Origin of the sequence: Streptomyces sp. NPDC005898, from assembly GCF_040629635.1 — a bacterium.
GTDB lineage: Bacteria > Actinomycetota > Actinomycetes > Streptomycetales > Streptomycetaceae > Streptomyces.
On the sequence record NZ_JBEXWC010000008.1, the window covers coordinates 264133 to 285986 of the forward strand.

Below are 21854 nucleotides of genomic sequence, written 5' to 3' on the forward strand. Positions count from 1 at the left end.
CTGTCTTGGGCGCTCTGTCCACCACGGCTGGTTCTGCCCCACCGGCAATGACAGCCGCGCTTCACCCGAAGCCCGCGTCAGGCCGACCGTTCTTCGGTTGAACTCTGCTGCTCAAGCTGCAGTTCCCTCTTGCGCTGCTCTTCCTTCAGACGCTCGACGAATCGCGCAAACATTCTCAGCCTCTCCTGCTCCGAGAGGGGCCGTGTCGGGTCGGTTCCCGCGTAGTCATCGAGCATGAACTGCGACGCATTGTAATGCTTCTCGATGTCGTCGGCCGTTGACTGAAGGTTGTACCCACGTTCACGGAACTTGAAGTAGCCAGTGATGCCAGCGGAGATACCCACTAGGGCGCTAAGGGCTGACGTGATGATCCGCAAGACCAAGTTGGAGCCTTCGTTCATCGCCGCCAGCGTCGACGTAACGATCGACCCCGTGATAATGATGATCTGGAAGAAGTTGTGAACACGGCGGTTTGTCGCCGCACCCTTCCTGTACTGGTCGATCAGGTCGAGTGATGCTTCGCGATAGATCCGCAGCCCTGATGGCGAATCCAGCGGGAGCTTCGCCGCAGCCGTTTGCCGGTCCAGCGATGCATTCCGCAGCGTCGTGTTCGCTGCCACTATCTTCTTGCGGTTCTTCCAGAGCGCCCACCCAGCGGCCACCCATAGCACCAGCACGATGACCAGGCCGACGTACCGTGTGAAGGTCGGCTGCTCGTTCCACAAACCCACGACGACGGTGTAGCCCAGCAAGAACGCCAAGGCGATGGCGCCCAACATCGTCAGCAAGAAGATCCGCTGAAACGTCCGGGCGGCGCGTAGATCGTCCTCCAACTGGTCGAAGGCTCTCACCTTCTCGCGGTACTCCTGTTGGAGTGCCCGCTCCTGCTCTTCCGTCAGTGGCGCCGAGCCCGCCCCGCCGTCTGTCCCTACAGTCACTGTTCCCCCTGTCCCTGCGGCACGCTCATCATGCCAGCCGACCATCACTGCGGCCGACGGAACTCACGTGCCAGAAGGCAGAACGCCCTACCGATCAGGAGTGGCGTCAGGGGCCTAGAGACAAATATGAAGCTGTGGGAGCTGCGCTCCTACGACCAGGTGATCAAGCTGGAGCAGGAACGTCTCGTCTACCAGGCCCGGCTGCGCTCCCGCTTCGGCCGTGCCTGGCGCCGCAAGGCGCCGGTGGAGTCCCTGATGCCGCTGCGCCTGGCCCGCTACGGCGTCCCCCTCGCCGAGACCGCTCCCGCCGGGCTGGCCGCCGCCGGCATCGAGCCCGCCCTGCTGCCCCCGGTCCCCGCGACGTCCCCGCAGCAGCCGGAGCTCCCCCGGGCCCGGGACCCCCACCACGACTCCGGGCCCCGGGACGAACAGCCGCAGCCGCAGCACGCCCCGCGCCCCCACCCGGAGACCGGACCCGGACCCGAGCCCGAGCCGGAGATCCTGCCGCACGAGAGCCCGTGGTTCGCCCGGCACCCCGCGTCGTACGCCCCCGAGGAGCCGTACGACCAGTGGTACGAGGAGCAGGCGCCCTACGACGACGGGCAGCACGCCGACCAGCGCGTCGCGGAGCCGGAGCAGGGGCGGGAGCCGGGGTCGGGGCCGGGGTCGGAGCGAGAGCCGGGGCGCGCGCCCGGACCGCAATCCCAGCCGCAGCCGCAGGCCCAGGCCCAGGTCCAGCCCCAACAGCAGCCCCAGCAGCCCGAGTCCGAGGCCGCCCCCGACATCCCCGGCCTGCCCGAGGACGTGACCCGCGAGGAGGCGTACTTCGCGGCGTTCCGCAAGTACGTCAGCGAGCACGGCGAGTACCCCAACGCCCGCCAGTTCGGCCTGTACCTGATGGACCTGTACGGGGTGACGGGCCAGGCGGGCGGACCGCTCACGGAGAGCACCCTCCGCCCGTACCTGCACGACTTCCGCGGCCGCTACCAGCAGGACCTGGACGCGGAGGCGGAGTACATCGCGTGACCCCTGGGCGGGTCAGGGCACCTTCGGCGGGACCAGGCCGACCTCGCGGCCGAGCTTCGTCGTCGTATCGGCGTAGAGGCTGACCTCGCCGTCGCTCCAGCGCACGATCAGGTCGTCGGGACGGCCGCCCCCGGTGTAGGCGCCCGCCGTCATCACCTTGGCGTTCTTCCACAGGGCGCCGGGCGCTCCCATGCGGGTCCTGGTGCCGGTGCCGGCCGTGCTGACGTCCTTGTGGACGGTGCGTTCGCCGTCGCTCCAGCGGACGAGGAGGTCCCACAGGCCGGTGCCGGTGAAGTCGCCGCCGGTCAGCAGGGCGGTGCGCTGCCAGGTGGCGTCGGGCTTCTGGAGCCGCGTCTTCTTCCTGAAGCCGCGCACGTCCACGTCGCTGTAGAGGCTGACCTCGCCGTCGGCCCAGCGCACGACGACGTCGTCGCTCTTCTCGCCGGCGCCGAAGCGGCCCGCGGTGAGCTGGGCGGCCTTCTTCCACGCGGACCCGGCGGCGGCCAGCCTGGTCTCCTTGCCGAGCCCCGCGGCGGACACGTCCTGGTACAGCGTGACCTCGCCGTCGGACCAGCGCACCAGCAGGTCGGAGAGGCCCGTCCCCGCGAAGTCGCCGCCCGTGACGTCGGTGGCGTGCTTCCAGGTGGCGTTGGGCTTCACCAGGCGCCGCTCGGCGGTGAACCCGCCCTTCCCGTCGCCGGGGTGGAGGGTGACCTCGCCGTCGGCCCACACCGCGAGCAGGTCGGCCCCGCCGCCCCCGGTGTACTCGCCGGTGGCCAGCCGCTTGGCGTACTGCCAGGTCTCGCCGGTGCCGAGGGTGGGCGGCAGCGGGGGCCGCTCGACCACGGCGACGTCCCCCACGGCGTCGTCGTAGAGCCTGAAGACCTCGTCGTCGTAGTACGGCGCGTAGGAGACCGCGTCGGTGGCCCCGCCGCCGCCGACCCCGCCGAGGTTGCCGACGACCTGCCCGGTCCCGGTCCGCTCGTCGTAGTTCATCAGCCAGGGGCTGCCGGAGGTGCCGCCGTAGAACCCGCCGCACGCCATGCGCAGTTGCTTGTAGCCGGGCAGCCGGGCCGTCTTCACCCGGCACTTGATCGCCTGGTCCTTGGGGGCGTTCCGCGCCGAGGGGTAGCCGATGACGGTGACCGGCACCTGGTAACCGGGCGTCCTGGTCAGCGTGTTGGCTCCGGTGACCTCCTCGACCTGGCGGCCGCGCCGGTCGGCCTTGACGGTCGCGAACGCGAAGTCGAGGTCCGAGCCGGGGCCCCGGTCGGTGTGCCGCGGGTCCCGGAAGACCCGGTCGACGGCCCATATGCCGTTCGGCTGCCGGGCCGGGGACTTGCCGGTGCGGTACTGCGGCACGAAGGCGTACTTGTTGCCGTTGCCGCAGTGCGCGGCGGTGAGGACGAGGTTGCCCTTGGGGCTGTGCACCACGCTGGCCGTGCAGTTGTGCGTGGCCATGTCCTTGTCCACGAAGTAGAGGACGCCGATGGTCTTGGCGCCCTCGGGGTACGTCTCGGCGCGCAGCGCCCCGCGCGCGACGGCCCCGCGCCGCACGGAGGCCTCCCGCCCGGCCGGCCCCTCGGCAGTCCGCCGCCCCGTCGCCCCCTCGGGCGGTGTCGCGGATTCCATGCGCTCGGCGGTCCAGAACCGCTCCGCGGCCGGCGCCCCCCATTGCGCGCCGCTCTTTTTCGGAACGGCCTTCTTCCGGCCCGGACCGTCTTCGTTCGCGTCGCCCTTTGTCGGGCTCGGCGCGGGCGTGTCCTCGTACGTCGATTCCGGCGCGGCGGGCGCCGCGGCGAAAGCGGTGGCCGTCACCGAGGTGGCGAGCAATCCGCCGCCTATCCCCATGGCGAGGGCCCGGGCCCAACGGGAAATGCCCACAACTGCCTTTCTGCCGGCGCACCCGAGGTCGGCGGGTGGCCGGACTCCCCCTGGTTAAGATCGCAAAGAACGGACCCAGCGAACCGGAGAACAAACTCCGGCGGCCGAACCCGAGGACTGCACCTTATGCCACGTAAACCCGCCGTGATCGCTGGAGTGTTCGCCCTCGCCCTTTCACTGACGGCAATTCCCGGCGCCGCGGCCCAGTCGGGCGGAACGGGCGAACTCCACGTCGCACCCGGCCCGGTGGCCCCCGGGCAGAGCGTCACGCTGTCCGTCCTGAACCCGGAGCTGATGGACCAGATGGACGACGGGCACCGCGTGACCGTCCACTCCGACGCCTTCGCCGGGCCGGTACGGCTCGCCCCTTCGGGCAAGGTCTCCTGGCGCGGCCGGGCCACCGTCCGCTGCGACGCGGAACCGGGCGCGTACACCCTGCGCTTCGACCGGCCGGTCCCCCCGGACGAGGCGAGGACGAACGGCAGGATGCGGGTCGTGGCGGACACCGGGTCGGACCCCCGCCCCGAGTGCGCCGCCGAGCCCGAGGGCGGCGACTGGTCCCCGGTGACCGTCACCATCAGCGCGGCCGCCCTCGCGGCGCTGGCCACGCTCGCCTTCGTCACCTTGCGCCGGCGGCGCCGCTCCTAGCACGCGCCCGGATCTTGCCCAGCTCCCCGTAGACGGCGAGAGCGGCGCCGACGGCGAACAGCACCACGTACAGGGGGGTGGGGATGTCCCACCACTTGTGCAGCAGCCCCCAGGGGCCGTCCCCGAAGAGGCGGCCCGCGGCGCCGAGGCCGCCCTGGATTCCCACGACCCATCCGACGATGGCGATGATTTCCTTCATGCGTCCACGATCCCGGGCGGATCACCCGGGGACGTCCTGCCTGGGGTGGAAACGGCGGTCACCCGAAAAATGCAGACACACGGCGGGGCGGGCGGGACCTGGAGTCCCCGCCCGCCCCGCCGGCGCCGAGCGCTACGCGCCGAGCAGCTTGCGCACCCGGTCCGCGCCCACGGCGAGCAGCAGCGTGGGCAGCCGCGGCCCGGTCTCCCGAGTCACGAGGAGCCGGTACAGCAGCGCGAAGAACGTCCGCTGCGCCACCTTGATCTCCGGCGGCAGCTCCTTGGCCGTCGCGTCCGCCGAGAACCCGGCCCGCACCTTCGGCACGCCGTACACGAGGTGCGTGAGGCCGTCCAGGGACCAGTGCGAGTCCAGGCCCTCCAGGAGCAGCCGCAGCGACTCACGGCCCTCGTCGTCCAGGGACGCCAGCAGCACGGTGTCAGGCTCGGAGCGCACGACGGTGCGGGCGTCGGCCGGGACCTGCGTGGTGATCCAGTTCTCGGCGCGGTCCAGGCGCGGCCGGACCTCGTCCAGGGAGGCCAGCGGCGTCGAGGGGTCCAGGTCGCTCAGGATGCGCAGCGTCTGGTCCTCGGCGCCGGCGGTGATGTCGGCGACGGAGGCCAGCGTGCGGTACGGCAGCGGCCGCGGGGTGCGCGGCAGCTCGCCCGCGGCGGTGCGCACCGCGCGGGAGTGCGCGGCGGCGTCGGCGGGCAGCGCGGAGCCGTCGGCGACCTTGGCCTCCAGCTTGTCCCACTCGTCGTAGAGCCGCTGGATCTCCTGGTCGAAGGCGATCTTGAAGGACTGGTTGGGCCTGCGGCGGGCGTAGAGCCAGCGCAGCAGCGGCGCCTCCATGATCTTCAGCGCGTCGGCCGGGGTCGGCACGCCGCCCTTGGAGGAGGACATCTTCGCCATGCCGCTGATGCCCACGAAGGCGTACATCGGGCCGATCGGCTGCACGCCGTCGAAGATCTGCCGCACGATCTGCCCGCCGACGACGAACGACGACCCGGGCGAGGAGTGGTCCACACCGCTCGGCTCGAAGACGACGCCCTCGTACGCCCAGCGCATGGGCCAGTCGACCTTCCAGACCAGCTTGCCGCGGTTGAACTCGCTGAGCAGGACGCTCTCGCCGAAGCCGCACGCCGTGCAGGTGTAGACCAGCTCGGTGGACTCGTCGTCGTAGGAGACGACGGTCGTCAGGTCCTTCTCGCACTTCCCGCAGTAGGGCTTGTACGGGTAGTAGCCGCCGGTGCCGCCGCTGCCGTCGTCCTCGCTGGCGGCGCCGGAGCCCTCGGCGGCCTCCAGCTCGGCCTCGTCCACGGGCTTCTGCTGCTTGCCCTTGCCGGCCTTGGCGGGGTCCTTCTTGGTGCGGTACTGGTCGAGGATCGCGTCGATGTCGCCGCGGTGCCGCATGGCGTGCAGGATCTGCTCGCGGTAGGCGCCCGAGGTGTACTGCTCGGTCTGGCTGATCCCGTCGTACTCGACGCCCAGCTCGGTGAGCGCCTCGGCCATGGCGGCCTTGAAGTGCTCGGCCCAGTTCGGGTACGCGGACCCGGCGGGGGCGGGCACCGACGTCAGGGGCTTGCCGATGTGCTCGGCCCAGGACTCGTCGACGCCGGGGACGCCGGCCGGCACCTTGCGGTAGCGGTCGTAGTCGTCCCAGGAGATCAGGTGGCGGACCTGGTACCCACGCCGGCGGATCTCGTCGGCGACCAGGTGCGGGGTCATGACCTCGCGGAGGTTGCCGAGGTGGATCGGGCCGGAGGGGGAGAGACCGGAGGCGACGACGACCACCGGCGCGGCGGCGCCATCGTCTTTCGCGCCCGGGGCACGACGCTCCGACTCGGCGATGACCTCGTCCGCGTAGCGGGAGACCCAGTCGGTGGAATCAGTGCTCTGAGCCACGATCGGCACGCCTTTCTTCTTCTACGTGAGTACCGCTTGACGCAGCCATTCTCCCAGGTCGTTCCCGGAGGGCGAAAACCGCTTTTCCCCGCGTGGGATACTCGGCTCTCACAGCTTGAGCACACCCAGACACCCGAGCAGAACGGCACCCATTCATGGCCTCGGTCACGTCCCTCACCGCCTCCGTCCACCAGCGCCTCGCGGACGCCCTGACGGCAGCTCTGCCGGAAGCGGGCGCCGCGGATCCGCTGCTGCGACGCAGCGACAGGGCGGACTTCCAGGCCAACGGCATCCTGGCGCTCGCCAAGAAGCTCAAGGGCAATCCGCGGGAGCTGGCCACGCGGGTCGTCGCCGGGATCGACAGCGGCGAGCTGCTCGCCGACATCGAGGTCTCGGGCCCCGGCTTCCTGAACGTGACGGTCACCGACAAGGCGATCGTGGACACCCTCGCGGCCCGGGCCGCCGACGGCGAGCGGCTCGGCGTGCCGCTGAACCCGCACGCGGGCACCACCGTGATCGACTACGCCCAGCCGAACGTGGCCAAGGAGATGCACGTCGGCCACCTGCGGTCCGCCGTCATCGGCGACGCGCTGCGCCACATGCTGGACTTCACGGGCGAGAAGACGATCGGCCGCCACCACATCGGCGACTGGGGCACCCAGTTCGGCATGCTCATCCAGTACCTGGTGGAGAACCCCGACCGGCTCGCCCCGGCCGCCGACGTCGACGGCGAGCAGGCGATGAGCAACCTCAACCGGGTCTACAAGGCCTCGCGCGCCGTCTTCGACGCGGACGAGGACTTCAAGGACCGGGCCCGCAAGCGGGTCGTCGCCCTCCAGTCGGGCGACAAGGAGACGCTGGAGATGTGGCAGCGCTTCGTGGACGAGTCGAAGGTCTACTTCTACTCGGTCTTCGAGAAGCTGGACATGGAGGTCCGCGACGAGGAGATCGTCGGCGAGTCGGCGTACAACGACATGATGGCCGAGACGGCGCGGCTCCTGGAGGAGGCGGGCGTCGCGGTGCGCTCCGAGGGCGCGCTCGTCGTGTTCTTCGACGACATCAAGGGCAAGGACGACAAGCCGGTCCCGCTGATCGTGCAGAAGGCGGACGGCGGCTTCGGGTACGCGGCCTCCGACCTCTCGGCGATCCGCGACCGCGTCCTCGGCCTGCACGCCACCACCCTGCTGTACGTGGTGGACGTGCGGCAGTCGCTGCACTTCAAGATGGTCTTCGAGGCGGCCCGCCGCATGGGCTGGCTGAACGACGAGGTCACGGCCCACAACATGGGCTACGGCACGGTGCTCGGCGCGGACGGCAAGCCGTTCAAGACGCGTGAGGGCGAGACCGTACGGCTGCAGGACCTGCTGGACGAGGCGGTGCAGCGCGCGGCGGAGGTCGTGCGCGAGAAGGCGCGCGACCTCACCGAGGAGGAGATCCAGGAGCGGGCGTTCCAGGTCGGCATCGGCGCGGTGAAGTACGCGGACCTGTCGACGTCGGCGAACCGCGACTACAAGTTCGACCTCGACCAGATGGTGTCCCTGCACGGCGACACGTCCGTCTACCTCCAGTACGCGTACGCCCGGATCCAGTCGATCCTGCGCAAGGCGGGCGCGGGGACGGGCCCGGCGGCCCACCCCGAGCTGGCGCTGGACCCGGCGGAGCGGGCGCTGGGCCTGCACCTGGACGCGTTCGGCGACACGCTCGCGGAGGCCGCCGCCGAGTACGCCCCGCACAAGCTGGCCGCCTACCTCTACCAGCTGGCGTCGCTGTACACCTCGTTCTACGACAAGTGCCCGGTCCTCAAGGCGGACAGCCCGGCGCAGGTGGAGAACCGCCTGTTCCTGTGCGACATCACGGCCCGCACCCTGCACAAGGGCATGGCCCTGCTGGGCATCAGGACCCCCGAGCGCCTCTGAAGGCGCCTCATGGGGGCGCCCCGCGAGGGGCGCCCCCATGAGGGGCGCGGGGAACTGCGCGACCAGCCCCACCGGACCCGCAGATCTCACCCCCCGAACGCACGCCGCAGCCGACGCAACCCCTCGGCGATCTCCTCGACGCCTTGCGTCACAAAGCACAGCCGCACCGTGGAGACGTCCGGCGCCCCCGCGAAGAACGGCGCCCCCGGCACGTACGCCACGTCGTGCGCGACGACATCCCGCAGCAGCGCCCCCGTGTCGTACCCCTCGGGCAGCTTCGCCCAGACGAACATGCCGCCCTCGGGCCGGAGCCAGCCGGACCCATCGGGCAGCGCGTCCGCGAGGCCCGAAAGCATCGCGTCCCGCCGCTCCCGGTAGACCCCCGCGACCTTGGCCACGTGCGCGTCCAGGTCCGAGTCCGCCAAGTACCGTGCCGCGGCGAGCTGGTTGACGGTCGGCGTGTGCAGGTCCGCCGCCTGCTTGACCACCGCGCAGGCACGCAGCAGCGCCCGCGGGGCCCGGAGCCACCCGAGCCGCAGGCCGGGGGCCATGACCTTGGAGAAGCTGCCGAGCAGGACGGTGCGGCCCTCGGCCCCCGGGTACGTGGCGATCCACGGCACCCGCTCGCCCTCGAACCGCAGCTCCCCGTACGGGTCGTCCTCCACGATCCACAGCCCGCGCCGCTCGGCGACCTCGGCCACCGCGGCGCGCCGCGCGGCGGGCAGGGTGCGTCCGGTCGGGTTCTGGAAGGTGGGCACGGTGTAGAGCAGCTTCGGCCGGTGCAGGGCGACGAGTTCGTCCAGGGCGGCGGGGTCCATGCCCAGCTCGTCGCCGGGCACCGGCACCACGCGCGCGCCCGCGAAGGCGAAGGCCTGGAGCGCCGCCAGATAGCAGGGGTTCTCGACCAGGATCGTGTCGCCCGGCTCGATCAGCGCGGTCGCGAGGAGCGAGAGCGCCTGCTGCGAGCCGGTGGTGACCAGCACGTCGTCGGCGTCGGTCGCGAGGCCGCGCGCCGCGGTGCGCGCGGCAATGGCGGCCCGCAGCGTGGGCTCGCCCTCGGTCGTGGAGTACTGCAGCGCGCGCTCGGGCACCTCCGCGAGGACCGCGCGGAAGGCGGCCGCTATGCCCTCGGCGTCGAAGAGGCCGGGGGCGGGCAGGCCGCCCGCGAAGTTGATGACCTCGGGCCGCGCGGTGACGGCGAGGATGTCGCGTACCGGCGAGCCCCCGACCGCGGCGGCGCGCGCGGCGAGCGGCGGCATGGGGGCGGCGGCGGGGGCGTGCTCGGCGACGGTCACGGCGGTGACTCCTTCGGATCGGACGACTCTGCCCGCACCCTAAGCACGTCCGTGCTGCCTACACCCGCCGTTCCGGGATACGGACGGCACCTCTCCGCAAGGGCTCAACCGGGCTGACGGCCCCACTTCGTGCTGCCGAGCGGCCAGCCGTACGTGGTGCGCCCCTCCCGGCCGCTGGTGCGGAACGGCCTGCCCTGGTCGTCGACGCGGAGCGTGCCGTGCCGCTTGCCGCTCGACCACCGCAGCTCCAGGTACCACCGCACGTCGTGCGCCTTGGTGGCGGCCTTGATGTAGAAGACCTCGGGGTCGTTCTCGCTGACCTTGTACGGGAAGTCGCGCTGGCCCGCCCGGGGCTCGGTGCGCGGCGCCGCGTCGTCGAGGTCGACGCCGAAGGACTTGGTGGAGACGTTGCCGCCGCAGCCGGTCTCCATCGCGTAATCGTTCCAGGCCAGCGGCGCGCTGGTGCTCTGCACGCGTACGTCCATGTCCTGGAGTACGACGGTCTCCTCGCCGGCGCCCTGGACGGTGACCTCGATGAACTGCTCGCCCGAGGAGACGGCGCCGAGGTCGGCGACCCAGGCGGGCGCGTCCTGTTCGGGGGGCGGCTGCGGCACCTCGCCGGGCTTGCGGTCGACCAGGAAGTGCTGGGTGCAGGCGTCCTCGTAGACGTACGGCTTGGTGCGTGCCGTCAGGGGTTCGACGAGGTCGGTGTTCTGCGTGCCACCGGCGGACGAGGTGTGGTCGCGGCCGGCCCCGCCCTCCCGCGAGGCGTCCGGCTTCGGGCCGCCCCGGCCTTCCTTGCGCGAGGGCGGCGCGGAGGGCTTGTCCTTGTCCTTCTCCACCTCGCCCCGGTCCTCGCGCTCCTCGCCCTTGGCGTCCTCCGCCCGGGGCAAGGTGCTCGCGGGGGCGGTGGCTCCCTCGGCGCGCCGGTGGCCGCCGTCGTCGTCGGCGCTCAGGGCGAGGGCGACGGAGCCGATCCCCACGACGGCGGCGACGGCGGCGGCCATGGCGGTCATGCGCCGCCGCCCCCCGCCGACGGGCTGGTCCGAAACGCCGGGCGCGGCAGCGGACTCGGCTACGGGCGCCCCGGGTTCAGCGGCGGGGCGGGCCTCGGACGCCGACTCGGGGGCGGCGGGTTCCGACTCGGGGGCGGGGGCAGCGTCGGGCTCGTCCTGCGGCGCGGACACGGAAGGGGGCACGGCCACCGCACCCCCTCGCGGCCCCGCCTTCTGACCGCGCGCGGCATCCGCCAGGATCCACCGCCGGTGCACCTCCACCAGTTCCTCGGGCGAGGCCTTGCAGAGCCGGGCGAACCGCTCCACCGGGGCGTAGTCCACCGGCACCGCGTCGCCGTTGCAGTACCGGTGCAGGGTCGACGTACTCATGTGGAGCCGCTTGGCCAGCACCCCGTAGCTGAACCCCGACCGCTCCTTGAGCTCCCGCAGCAGCTCCGCGAGCGAATCCATCCCCGTCCTCCCCCATTCCGGTACCGCGTGCCGGGGTTGCGCCTCTGGCGACCGGGACGCACCACCGCACAAGCTGTGGCCATCCAAGCACGCCGCCCGCGACAGCCGCCGCGCCGCCCGCTCCCCCGCCCGGACAACGCCGAGGATCAGCCATGTCCCGTGCCGCACGGGCCCGTTGCCTTTCGGCCGCCCGCACCGGCGCCGCCACCAGCTCACTGACCTTTTGGTGAGTACCGCACCAATTAGTCGGTACTTGTCCTCTCCGCAGGGCCCCACCAGGATCGGAGACATCCCCGGACCACCTCTGAAGGAGCCCCCGTGTCCCGCAGCACCGCACGCCCCGCGCCCGTGACCGTCCTCGGCCTCGGCCTGATGGGCGGCGCGCTCGCCTCCGCCCTGCTCAAGGCGGGCCACCGCACGACCGTCTGGAACCGCACCACCGCCAAGACGGAACCCCTGGCCGCCCAGGGCGCCCTCCCGGCCCACACGGCGGCCGAGGCCGTCCGCGCCGCCCCTCTCGTCCTCGTCTGCCTCACCACCAACTCCGCCGTACGCGGCCTGCTGGAGGACACGGCGGAGGCCCTCGCCGGGCGGACCGTCGTCAACCTCACCAACGGAACCCCGGCCCAGGCACGGGAGTTGGCCGACTGGTCCGCCGAGCGCGGCATCACCTACCTGGACGGCGGCATCATGGCCGTCCCCCAGATGATCGCCACCCCCGGCGCGTACATCCTCTACAGCGGCGCCGACGAGGAGGCGTACGAGACGCACCGCCCCACGCTGGCGGCGCTCGCCGGGACCAGATGGGTCGGCAAGGACCCCGGCGGCGCCGCCCTGTACGACCTGTCGCTGCTCACCGGCATGTACGGCATGGTGATGGGCGTCGTGCAGGCCTACGCCCTGATCGGCAGCGCGGGCGTGCCGGCCCGCGAGTTCGCGCCGCTGCTCAGGGACTGGATCGCCGCGATGACGGACGGCCTGGTGCCCGGCATGGCCGAGGCACTGGACTCCGGGCGGCACCGCACGGACGTGTCGTCGCTCGCGGTCAACCAGGCGGCGCTCCCCAACTTCCTGACGGCCTTCGCACAACAGGGCCTGCGCGGCGACCTGTTCGAGCCGCTCCAGTCCCTCCTCGACCGCGCGATCGACGAGGGACACGCGGCCGACGGCCTCTCCCGCCTCGTCACTCTGATCGGAAAGGACCAGATCCCGGCGGCGAAGGACTGAGAAGTACGGCACTTCCAGCTCGTCTCGCACCGCTACGAACGGGGCTCGCTGATCGTCACCGGCAACCGGCCGCTGAGCCGCTGGGACGAGGCGTTCGGCGACGGCGCGACGGCCTCCGCGACGGTGGACCGCCTGGCCCACCACGCGGACGTCATCACCCTGGAGGCCGACAGCCACCGCACCCGCCACCTGGACGACGCCCCGGCCGCGGGCGGCGGGGGCTGCGCTACAGCTGCCGCGCCACCTCGGTGGCCCAGTACGTGAGGATCATGTCCGCGCCCGCGCGCTTGATCCCCGTCAAAGACTCCATGATCGCCTTGTCGCGGTCGATCCAGCCCCGCTCGGCGGCGGCCTCGATCATCGCGTACTCGCCGCTGATCTGGTACGCCGCCACCGGCACGTCCGCCGACTCGGCGACCTTCGCCAGGATGTCGAGGTAGGGACCGGCCGGCTTGACCATCACCATGTCGGCGCCCTCCTCCAGGTCCAGCGCCAACTCCCGCAGCGACTCCCGGATGTTGGCCGTGTCCTGCTGGTACGTCTTGCGGTCGCCCTTCAGGGACGAGCCGACCGCCTCGCGGAAGGGCCCGAAGAACGCCGAGGAGTACTTCACGGTGTACGCGAGGATCGACACGTCCTCGTGCCCCGCCTGGTCCAACGCGTCGCGGATGACGCCGACCTGACCGTCCATCATGCCGCTCGGGCCCACCACATGGGCGCCCGCGTCGGCCTGGACCTGCGCCATCTCGGCGTACCGCTCCAGGGTCGCGTCGTTGTCGACGCGGCCCTCGGCGTCCAGGACCCCGCAGTGCCCGTGGTCGGTGAACTCGTCCAGGCACAGGTCAGACATGACGATCAGCTCGTCACCGACCTCGGCGCGCACGTCCCGCAGCGCGAGCTGGAGGATGCCGTCGGGGTCGGTGCCCACCGTCCCCGCGGCGTCCTTCTTGGACTCCTCCGGGACCCCGAAGAGCATGATCCCGGAGACGCCGGCCTCCAGCGCCTCGACGGCGGCCTTCTTCAGGGTGTCGCGGGTGTGCTGGTAGACGCCGGGCATCGAGCCGATCGCCACCGGTTCGCCGATCCCCTCGCGCACGAACGCGGGCAGGATCAGATCGGCCGGGTGCAGCCGCGTCTCGGCGACCATGCGCCGCATGGCCGGCGTCGTCCGCAGCCGCCGCGGCCGCGTTCCGGGGAAAGATCCGTACTTCGTCACTGACGTCACCTGGATTCGTGCTGCTGCTGTGGGTGGGCGGGCACGATGGCCCGCCCACGAACCTACGGCGCGGTGCGTCGCCGGCGCGAACCGGGCCGTCGCTCACTCGGCCGCGTCACCGGGTCCCCGGCGTCCAGCGCCGCCGCCCGCCGCTGCGAACCGAAGTCGGCCAGCGCCTGCGCGAGCTTGTGGACCGACGGCTCGGGAGCCATCACGTCCACCCGCAGCCCGTGCTCCTCCGCGGTCTTCGCGGTGGCGGGGCCGATACAGGCGATGACGGTCACGTTGTGCGGCTTGCCGGCGATGCCGACGAGGTTGCGCACCGTGGAGGAGGACGTGAAGAGCACGGCGTCGAAGCCGCCGCCCTTGATGGCCTCCCGCGTCTCGGCCGGCGGCGGCGAGGCGCGCACGGTCCGGTAGGCCGTGACGTCGTCCACCTCCCAGCCCAGGTCGATCAGCCCGGCGACCAGCGTCTCCGTGGCGATGTCGGCCCGCGGCAGGAAGACGCGGTCGATCGGGTCGAAGACCGGGTCGTAGGGCGGCCAGTCCTCCAGGAGGCCCGCGGCCGACTGCTCGCCGCTCGGCACCAGGTCGGGCTTGACGCCGAAGGCGATCAGCGCGGCGGCGGTCTGCTCGCCGACGGCCGCCACCTTGATCCCGGCGAAGGCACGCGCGTCGAGCCCGTACTCCTCGAACTTCTCCCGCACCGCCTTGACGGCGTTGACGGACGTGAAGGCGATCCACTCGTAGCGCCCCGTGACCAGGCCCTTGACCGCGCGCTCCATCTGCTGGGGCGTGCGCGGCGGCTCCACCGCGATGGTCGGCACCTCGTGCGGCACCGCGCCGTAGGAGCGCAGCTGCTCGGAGAGCGAGGCCGCCTGCTCCTTCGTACGCGGCACCAGCACGCGCCAGCCGAACAGCGGCTTCGACTCGAACCACGACAGCTGCTCGCGCTGGGCGGCGGCCGAGCGCTCGCCGACGACGGCTATGACGGACCGGCCCCCGTCGGGCGAGGGCAGCACCTTGGCCTGCTTGAGGACCTGCGCGATGGTGCCGAGCGTCGCGTTCCAGGTGCGCTGGCGCGTCGTCGTGCCGCCGATGGTCACCGTCATCGGGGTGTCCGGCTTGCGGCCCGCGGCCACCAGCTCGCCCGCGGTGGCCGCGACGGAGTCGAGCGACGTGGAGACCACCGCGGTCGCGTCGGACGCGCCGACCTCGCTCCAGCAGCGCTCGGAGGCCGTACGGGCGTCGACGAAGCGCACGTCCGTGCCCTGCGCGTCCCGCAGCGGCACACCGGCGTACGCGGGCACACCGACCGCGGCCGCGATGCCCGGCACGACCTCGAAGGAGATGCCCTCGGCGGCGCAGGCGAGCATCTCCTCGGCCGCGTACGCGTCGAGGCCGGGGTCGCCGCTGACCGCGCGCACGACCCGCTTGCCGCCCCTCGCGGCCTCCATGACAAGATTGGCGGCGACTCGGATCGTCGCCGTGTCCGCGGTCGCTGACGTGTCGTCAGTCGCCGGTGGCAGGGGTGTGTCCACACCTCCCTTGGCATGCACACGGACGACGTCGAGCACATCCGGCTCGGCGATCAGCACATCCGCTCGGGCCAGCGCCTCGACGGCGCGCAGGGTCAGCAGTCCCGGATCTCCGGGTCCGGCACCGAGGAAGGTGACGTGCCCGTGGGCGGGAATGCCGGGAAGGTTCGAGGTGGGGCTCAAAGTGCTCGCTCCCCCATCAGACCGGCCGCGCCCTTGGCGAGCATCTCGACCGCGAGTTCACGGCCCAGCGCCATGGCTCGGGCCTCCGTCTCGGGCACGGGACCGGTGGTGGACAGCTGCACCAGCGTCGAGCCGTCGGTCGTACCGACGACACCGCGCAGGCGCATTTCCTTGACAATCTGCCCGTCGGCCGTTGGGGTCTCCCCTGCTCGAGCGAAGTCGAGAGCTTGGGGAAGGTCGGCCAGCGCACCCACAGGTGCGCTGCAACCGGCTTCCAGGGCGGCGAGCAGGGACCGCTCGGCCGTGACGGCGACCCGGGTGTGCGGGTCGTCGAGCTCGGCGAGCGCGGCGGCGAGTGACGCGTTGTCCGCGGCACACTCGATCGCCAGTGCCCCCTGGCCGGGGGCGGGCAGAACGGTGTCGACCGACAGGAAGTCGGTCACCTCGCCGGTCCGGCCGATGCGGCTCAGTCCGGCGGCGGCGAGCACGACGGCGTCGAGCTCCCCCTTGTGCACGTATCCGATGCGGGTGTCGATGTTCCCGCGGATCGGCACGGCCTGGACGCTCATCCCGTGGCTGCGCGCGTAGGCGTTCAGCTGCGCCATGCGGCGCGGCGAACCGGTGCCCACGCGGGCCCCCTCGGGCAGCTCGGCGAAGGTCAGCCCGTCGCGCGCGATCAGCACGTCCCGGCAGTCCTCGCGCTCCGGCACCGCGGCCAGCACCAGCCCCTCGGGCTGCGCGGTCGGCAGGTCCTTGAGCGAGTGCACGGCGAAGTCGACCTCGCCGCGCACCAGCGCCTCGCGCAGGGCGGTGACGAACACGCCGGTGCCGCCGATCTGCGCCAGGTGCTCGCGCGAGATGTCGCCGTACGTCGTGATCTCCACGAGCTCGACGGGACGGCCGGTCACCCGCCGCACCTTCTCGGCCACTTGGCCCGACTGGGCCATGGCCAGCTTGCTGCGCCTGGTCCCGAGCCTCAGAGCCCTCTCGGTCATGCCCGGCCTCTATTCGGGTCGTCGTTCTCGTTGTTCAAGTGGTCGGCGGACACCTGGTCGGCGCTCAGGTGGTCGGCCCTGCTGACCGCCGCGACCGTCTGCGGGTCGAGGTCGAAGAGCGTGCGCAGCGCGTCCGCGTACCCGGCGCCGCCGGGCTCGCCGGCCAGCTGCTTGACCCGCACCGTCGGCGCGTGCAGCAGCTTGTCCACGACGCGGCGCACGGTCTGCGTGATCTCCGCGCGTTGCTTGTCCGCGAGGCCCGGCAGCCGTCCGTCGAGCCGCGCGATCTCGCTCGCCACCACATCGGCGGCCATGGTGCGCAGGGCGACCACGGTCGGTGTGATGTGCGCGGCGCGCTGCGCGGCGCCGAAGGCGGCGACCTCGTCGGAGACGATGCCGCGCACCTGTTCGACGTCGGCGGCCATGGGCGCGTCGGCGGAGGCCTCCGCGAGCGACTCGATGTCGACGAGGCGCACGCCGGGGATCCGGTGCACGGCGGCGTCGATGTCCCGGGGCATGGCGAGGTCGAGCAGGGCGAGCACCGCCGGACGGGCCGCGCCCGCCGACGACACGGGCCTGCGCCGCTCGGGCAGCCGCCCGAGGACGCTCGCCGCCGCGACCAGCGCGGCGATCGCCTCGGCCTCGGCGCGCGGGTCGCTCCTGTCCTCGCGCCGCTCGGCCGGGGCGTTGTCCACCCAGGCGGCGTGCTGCTCCAGGGACGCGGCGTCCATCCCGGCGACGGCGGCCTCGCCGGCGACGGAGAAACCGCGCGGCACGGACAGGTCGACGGGGCAGCCCTCGTCGGCGACGGTCGGCTGCGCGAGGTGCCCGGCCGATCCGTGCCGCGCCTGCGCCGGTACGTCACCGGGCCGGCTGCCCGCGGGGACGCGCCCCTCGACGGCCGAGGCGACGACGTCCGCCGTCAGGACGAGACCGGTGGCGCCGGTGCAGGAGACCGCCACATCGGCACGTGTCAGTTCGTGGGCCACCTGGTCCCAGGGCACGGCGCGGGCGCTCACGCCCGTGCCGCCCTGCTCGGCCAGGATGGCGGCGAGCCGCTCGGCCCGCTCCGGGGTGCGGTTGGCGACGACGATCTCCTCGACCCCGGCGCGCGCGAGCGTCGCCGCGGCGAGCGAGGACATGGAGCCCGCCCCGATCACCAGGGCCCGCTTGCCCTTGGCCCAGGTCTCGACGGACGTACGCACGGCGAGCTGTTCGAGGCCGAAGGTGACGAGCGACTGCCCGGCCCGGTCGATGCCGGTCTCGGAGTGCGCCCGCTTGCCGACGCGGAGGGCCTGCTGGAACAGGTCGTTGAGGAGGCGGCCCGCGGTGTGCAGCTCCTGCGCCCGCGCGAGGGCGTCCTTGATCTGCCCGAGGATCTGCCCCTCGCCGACCACCATCGAGTCGAGGCCGCAGGCCACCGAGAAGAGGTGGTGGACGGCCCGGTCCTCGTAGTGGACGTACAGATAGGGGGTCAGCTCGTCCAGGCCCACGCCGCTGTGCTGCGCGAGCAGCGTCGACAGCTCGGCGACGCCCGCGTGGAACTTGTCTACGTCCGCGTACAGCTCGATGCGGTTGCACGTGGCGAGCACGGCGGCCTCGGCGGCGGGCTCGGCGGCCACCGCGTCGTGCAGCAGCTTGGCCTGCGCGTCGGCGGGCAGCGCGGCCCGCTCCAGGACGCTCACCGGGGCGCTGCGATGGCTCAGCCCTACGACCAGGAGACTCATGCCGGCATCACGGCGGGGACGTCCCCGTCGGGTCCCTTGCGGTGCGGCTTGGCGGCGACGGGCGGCACGACGCCGTCCGCGGCGGCCTCCTCACCGGCCTTGCGCTGCTCGTGGAAGGCGAGGATCTGCAGCTCGATGGAGAGGTCGACCTTGCGCACGTCGACACCGTCCGGCACGGAGAGCACAGTCGGCGCGAAGTTCAGGATGGAGGTCACGCCGGCGGCGACGAGCCGCTCGCAGACCTGCTGGGCGGCGCCGGCCGGGGTGGCGATGACACCGATCGAGACACCGTTGTCCTCGATGATCTTCTCGAGGTCGTCGGTGTGCTGCACGGGCATCCCGGCGACGGGCTTTCCGGCCATTGCCGGATCGGCGTCTATCAGGGCCGCGACGCGGAAACCGCGCGAGGCGAACCCGCCGTAGTTGGCCAGGGCGGCGCCGAGGTTGCCGATGCCGACGATGACAACCGGCCAATCCTGCGTCAGGCCCAGCTCGCGGGAGATCTGGTACACGAGATACTCGACGTCGTACCCGACACCCCGCGTCCCGTAGGAACCGAGGTAGGAGAAGTCCTTGCGCAGCTTCGCGGAGTTGACTCCCGCGGCGGCCGCGAGCTCCTCGGAGGAGACCGTGGGCACCGAGCGCTCCGACAGCGCCGTGAGGGCTCGGAGGTACAGCGGAAGCCTGGCGACGGTGGCCTCGGGAATCCCTCGGCTGCGGGTCGCCGGTCGGTGAGTTCGGCCAGTTGCCACGGTGCTCCTGCGGGTAGAGCGGGGCTGCAGGCGGTCACACGTCCCCAGACCGCCCCGTCGAATGCAGGCTATGTCTTTGTGAACGCGTGCACAAAGATTGTGTCCGATTTGCCCGGCCAACGTGACCGGGGTCACGCGCCTCCGACGCGCCACCATGGAACCGAAGCGCGGGCGACGTCGTTGCTCACTGGATGGGGGCAAAACCGCACACTCTCCCTCACGATCATCGCCCCCGAGACCAAAACCGCCCCAAAGCGTAAACGACTCAGTAGTCAGTTTGGACTACCCGGTCAGTAACTTCGGCCGGTCAGCCCGCCAGCTCGCGCCGCAGCCGGTCCTCGTCCACCCGCCAGAAGGTGTGCTGCTCCCCGTCCACCAGGACGACCGGAATCTGCTCCCAGTAGGCCCGGTGCAGCTCCTCGTCCCGCGTGATGTCCTTCTTCTCCCACGAGGCGCCCAGCTCCCGGCAGACCTTCTCGATCACCAGCTGTGCGTCATCACACAGATGGCACCCCGGCTTCCCGATCAGGGTGACCGTGCGCTCCGCGGGCTTCTTCTTCTCCGTACGACGAAAAATCGGGCTCATGCCCCTCATTCTCGCCCCGCCGACGCGCCCGGCGTCCGCACCCGCCGCGCGCCCTTTCACGGCCCGGCCCCGAAGAGTTCACGGGCCCGCATCCCACCGGCTCCGGCAGCACCCGGCGAACTGGCTATGCTCACGGCATGGCCGCTCTCGGATGGCTCACCCCCCGTAGGCGCTCCGCCACGGCGCGGAGCGTGTTGGCAGGCGAGGCCTCGGCCGAGGCCGCCCGCAAGTCCTCCCAGGAGCTGGCGGAGCTCGCCGGGCGGAAACTGCCCGAGGGGCCGGGCGAGCCGGAATTCCCCGTCGTCGGCGACGTCGAGGCGGCCGCCTTCTTCGACCTCGACAACACCGTGATGCAGGGCGCCGCGATCTTCCACTTCGGCCGCGGCCTGTACAAGCGGAAGTTCTTCGAGCGCCAGGAGCTGTTCCGCTTCGCCTGGCAGCAGGCGTGGTTCAGGCTCGCGGGCGTCGAGGACCCCGAGCACATGCAGGACGCCCGCGACAGCGCCCTGTCCATCGTCAAGGGCCACCGCGTCGCCGAGCTGATGACCATCGGCGAGGAGATCTACGACGAGTACATGGCCGAGCGCATCTGGCCCGGCACCCGCGCCCTCGCCCAGGCCCACCTCGACGCCGGCCAGAAGGTCTGGCTCGTCACCGCGGCCCCGGTGGAGATCGCCACGGTCATCGCCCGCCGCCTCGGCCTGACCGGCGCCCTCGGCACCGTCGCCGAGTCCGTCGAGGGCGTCTACACCGGCAAGCTCGTCGGCGAGCCCCTGCACGGGCCCGCCAAGGCCGAGGCCGTGCGCGCCCTGGCCGCCGCCGAGGGCCTGGACCTGGCCCGCTGCGCCGCGTACAGCGACTCGCACAACGACATCCCGATGCTCTCGCTCGTCGGGCACCCCTACGCGATCAACCCCGACGCCAAGCTGCGCAAGCACGCCCGTGAGCGGGACTGGCGGCTGCGCGACTACCGCACCGGCCGCAAGGCCGCGAAGGTCGGCATCCCCGCCGCGGCCGGGGTCGGCGCGCTCGCGGGCGGCACGGCCGCGGCGATCGCCCTGCACCGCCGCCGGCACTGACCGAGCGGCCCCCGCCCACCGGCAACAGCGCCGGTCACCAGCCATTCCCCGGTCCTACCCCGCCCCGCGTGCGGCCAGTCCCGGCGGTGGAACTCGGCCACAACACGCCCCGCGTCGTGACGGAATGTGAACTCTTTCGATCAACAACCGCTCACTCTCCGGCACTTGAACCGACTCCGTTCCGTCACAGAAGCGACGCAATCGGCGATTTTAGCAACTCGGTGTAGCGCTGCCTGTACAAAGCGTTATTCTCCTCAAACGCACAACGGACCCCTCGCGTCGCTACGACGAGTGAAAGGTTCCGTACTGCACGTGATGGAAGCTCTGCCTCTGGGAGTCCCGTGTACCCACACGTCGGGGTTGACGCCTCGGGCCTGGCTACGCTGCGCGCAACGGTCATCGACCGCTTGCGCGGCTTCGTCCCCACCGCGTACGCCGTCCCCGCCGTCCCCGCCCTCGCCGTCCCCGCACCCGCCGGGCCGTGCTATGCCCTGGCGGACGGCGGTGCGGCTGTCAACAGACGGGCCCGTTCCGGCGCCGCTGCCGCCACTTCGACCCCCACCCCCCGCCGTCCCGCCGCGGACAGCGACAGCGCGCGCATGATGGACCTCGTCGAGCGCGCCCAGGCCGGCGAGGCCGACGCCTTCGGCCGCCTCTACGACCAGTACAGCGACACGGTCTACCGCTACATCTACTACCGCGTGGGCGGCAAGGCGACCGCCGAGGACCTCACCAGTGAGACCTTTCTGCGCGCCCTGCGCCGCATCGGCACCTTCACCTGGCAGGGCCGCGACTTCGGCGCCTGGCTGGTCACGATCGCCCGCAATCTGGTCGCCGACCACTTCAAGTCGAGCCGTTTCCGTCTCGAAGTGACCACCGGCGAAATGCTCGACGCCAACGAGGTCGAGCGCAGCCCCGAGGACTCCGTCCTGGAGTCCCTGTCGAACGCGGCCCTGCTCGAAGCCGTCCGCCGCCTCAACCCCCAGCAGCAGGAGTGCGTGACCCTGCGGTTCCTCCAGGGCCTCTCCGTGGCCGAGACCGCACGCGTCATGGGCAAGAACGAGGGCGCGATCAAAACCCTGCAGTACCGCGCCGTCCGCACCCTCGCCCGCCTGCTCCCGGACGACGCGCGCTGACCCAGCACGCGGTGTCACGCCCAATTCACCCTCCGTGGGGGGGCGGGGGGCGCCCCCGCCCCGCGGGGGTTATTTGCGGTGCCGTGAACCAGACGGGCCGTAACCCAAAGCCCCGCCCCACGGTGTTGGGGGTGGAGGCGC

The 21854-nt window shown here is 72.0% G+C and carries 18 protein-coding genes and 1 pseudogene; 7 read left to right on the forward strand and 12 right to left on the reverse strand.

Annotation, left to right across the window (positions count from 1 at the left end):
* Window positions 1-77: 77 nt before the first annotated feature.
* A complete protein-coding gene (locus ABZ385_RS14575; RefSeq protein WP_358911543.1) occupies window positions 78-938 on the reverse strand; it encodes a DUF4231 domain-containing protein in 861 nt (286 codons plus the stop codon).
* A 126-nt stretch (window positions 939-1064) separates the two neighbouring features.
* Between ABZ385_RS14575 and ABZ385_RS14580 the strand changes: the two genes are divergently transcribed.
* A complete protein-coding gene (locus tag ABZ385_RS14580; protein WP_358911545.1) occupies window positions 1065-1964 on the forward strand; it encodes a hypothetical protein in 900 nt (299 codons plus the stop codon).
* Between the two features lie 12 nt (window positions 1965-1976).
* On the opposite strand, the gene ABZ385_RS14585 is transcribed toward ABZ385_RS14580, so the two are convergent.
* Complete coding sequence (locus ABZ385_RS14585) at window positions 1977-3848, reverse strand: trypsin-like serine protease (protein ID WP_358911546.1); 1872 nt, start codon at window positions 3846-3848, stop codon at window positions 1977-1979.
* 126 nt (window positions 3849-3974) lie between these two features.
* Here ABZ385_RS14585 and ABZ385_RS14590 point away from each other — a divergent pair, with 126 nt between their 5' ends.
* The gene (locus tag ABZ385_RS14590; protein ID WP_358911548.1) at window positions 3975-4496 is read left to right on the forward strand and encodes an MYXO-CTERM sorting domain-containing protein; all 522 of its coding nucleotides are present in this window, start codon (window positions 3975-3977) and stop codon (window positions 4494-4496) included.
* Here the strand turns inward: ABZ385_RS14590 and ABZ385_RS14595 are convergent.
* Window positions 4468-4695, reverse strand: a complete 228-nt coding sequence (locus tag ABZ385_RS14595; RefSeq protein WP_358581013.1) for a hypothetical protein — start codon at window positions 4693-4695, stop codon at window positions 4468-4470. The genes ABZ385_RS14590 and ABZ385_RS14595 overlap by 29 nt on opposite strands.
* Window positions 4696-4827: 132 nt before the next feature.
* Window positions 4828-6606 carry a lysine--tRNA ligase gene (gene lysS, locus ABZ385_RS14600; protein ID WP_358911550.1) on the reverse strand — a complete coding sequence of 593 codons (1779 nt, stop codon included), beginning with the start codon at window positions 6604-6606 and terminating at the stop codon, window positions 4828-4830.
* A gap of 146 nt (window positions 6607-6752) precedes the next feature.
* On the opposite strand from lysS, the gene argS reads away from it, so the two are divergent.
* Entirely contained in the window at window positions 6753-8513 is a 1761-nt protein-coding gene (gene argS, locus ABZ385_RS14605; protein ID WP_358581008.1) for an arginine--tRNA ligase, read from the forward strand.
* An 86-nt stretch (window positions 8514-8599) separates the two neighbouring features.
* Here argS and ABZ385_RS14610 read toward each other — a convergent pair whose 3' ends face one another.
* Complete coding sequence (locus ABZ385_RS14610) at window positions 8600-9808, reverse strand: PLP-dependent aminotransferase family protein (protein WP_358911551.1); 1209 nt, start codon at window positions 9806-9808, stop codon at window positions 8600-8602.
* Between the two features lie 104 nt (window positions 9809-9912).
* Window positions 9913-11274 (reverse strand): helix-turn-helix domain-containing protein, encoded by a 1362-nt coding sequence (locus ABZ385_RS14615; protein ID WP_358911553.1) that lies wholly within the window; start codon window positions 11272-11274, stop codon window positions 9913-9915.
* 318 nt (window positions 11275-11592) lie between these two features.
* Between ABZ385_RS14615 and ABZ385_RS14620 the strand changes: the two genes are divergently transcribed.
* A complete protein-coding gene (locus ABZ385_RS14620; RefSeq protein WP_358581002.1) occupies window positions 11593-12501 on the forward strand; it encodes an NAD(P)-binding domain-containing protein in 909 nt (302 codons plus the stop codon).
* 24 nt (window positions 12502-12525) lie between these two features.
* Window positions 12526-12765 (forward strand): annotated as a pseudogene (locus tag ABZ385_RS14625) (ATP-binding protein); the annotation flags it as partial.
* Here the strand turns inward: ABZ385_RS14625 and hemB are convergent.
* The 6 genes from hemB to ABZ385_RS14655 all read right to left on the reverse strand — a co-directional run bounded on the left by hemB (window position 12728) and on the right by ABZ385_RS14655 (window position 19498).
* Complete coding sequence (gene hemB, locus ABZ385_RS14630; protein WP_358581000.1) at window positions 12728-13717, reverse strand: porphobilinogen synthase; 990 nt, start codon at window positions 13715-13717, stop codon at window positions 12728-12730. The pseudogene ABZ385_RS14625 and the gene hemB overlap by 38 nt on opposite strands.
* 62 nt (window positions 13718-13779) lie before the next feature.
* Entirely contained in the window at window positions 13780-15438 is a 1659-nt protein-coding gene (locus tag ABZ385_RS14635; RefSeq protein WP_358580998.1) for a bifunctional uroporphyrinogen-III C-methyltransferase/uroporphyrinogen-III synthase, read from the reverse strand.
* Complete coding sequence (gene hemC / locus ABZ385_RS14640) at window positions 15435-16433, reverse strand: hydroxymethylbilane synthase (RefSeq protein ID WP_358698436.1); 999 nt, start codon at window positions 16431-16433, stop codon at window positions 15435-15437. Before hemC ends, ABZ385_RS14635 begins: the two co-directional genes overlap by 4 nt.
* Entirely contained in the window at window positions 16430-18160 is a 1731-nt protein-coding gene (locus tag ABZ385_RS14645) for a glutamyl-tRNA reductase (RefSeq protein ID WP_358911555.1), read from the reverse strand. The genes hemC and ABZ385_RS14645 overlap by 4 nt, the downstream gene beginning before the upstream one ends.
* The gene (locus ABZ385_RS14650; RefSeq protein WP_358590024.1) at window positions 18157-18912 is read right to left on the reverse strand and encodes a redox-sensing transcriptional repressor Rex; all 756 of its coding nucleotides are present in this window, start codon (window positions 18910-18912) and stop codon (window positions 18157-18159) included. Before ABZ385_RS14650 ends, ABZ385_RS14645 begins: the two co-directional genes overlap by 4 nt.
* A gap of 307 nt (window positions 18913-19219) precedes the next feature.
* Window positions 19220-19498 (reverse strand): glutaredoxin family protein, encoded by a 279-nt coding sequence (locus tag ABZ385_RS14655; RefSeq protein ID WP_358590022.1) that lies wholly within the window; start codon window positions 19496-19498, stop codon window positions 19220-19222.
* Between the two features lie 137 nt (window positions 19499-19635).
* Between ABZ385_RS14655 and ABZ385_RS14660 the strand changes: the two genes are divergently transcribed.
* Together ABZ385_RS14660 and ABZ385_RS14665 are read left to right on the forward strand one after the other, a co-directional pair.
* Window positions 19636-20577: an HAD-IB family hydrolase gene (locus tag ABZ385_RS14660; protein ID WP_358590020.1), complete on the forward strand. Its 942-nt coding sequence runs from the start codon at window positions 19636-19638 to the stop codon at window positions 20575-20577.
* 341 nt (window positions 20578-20918) lie between these two features.
* A complete protein-coding gene (locus ABZ385_RS14665) occupies window positions 20919-21713 on the forward strand; it encodes an ECF subfamily RNA polymerase sigma factor, BldN family (protein ID WP_358590018.1) in 795 nt (264 codons plus the stop codon).
* Window positions 21714-21854 lie beyond the last annotated feature (141 nt).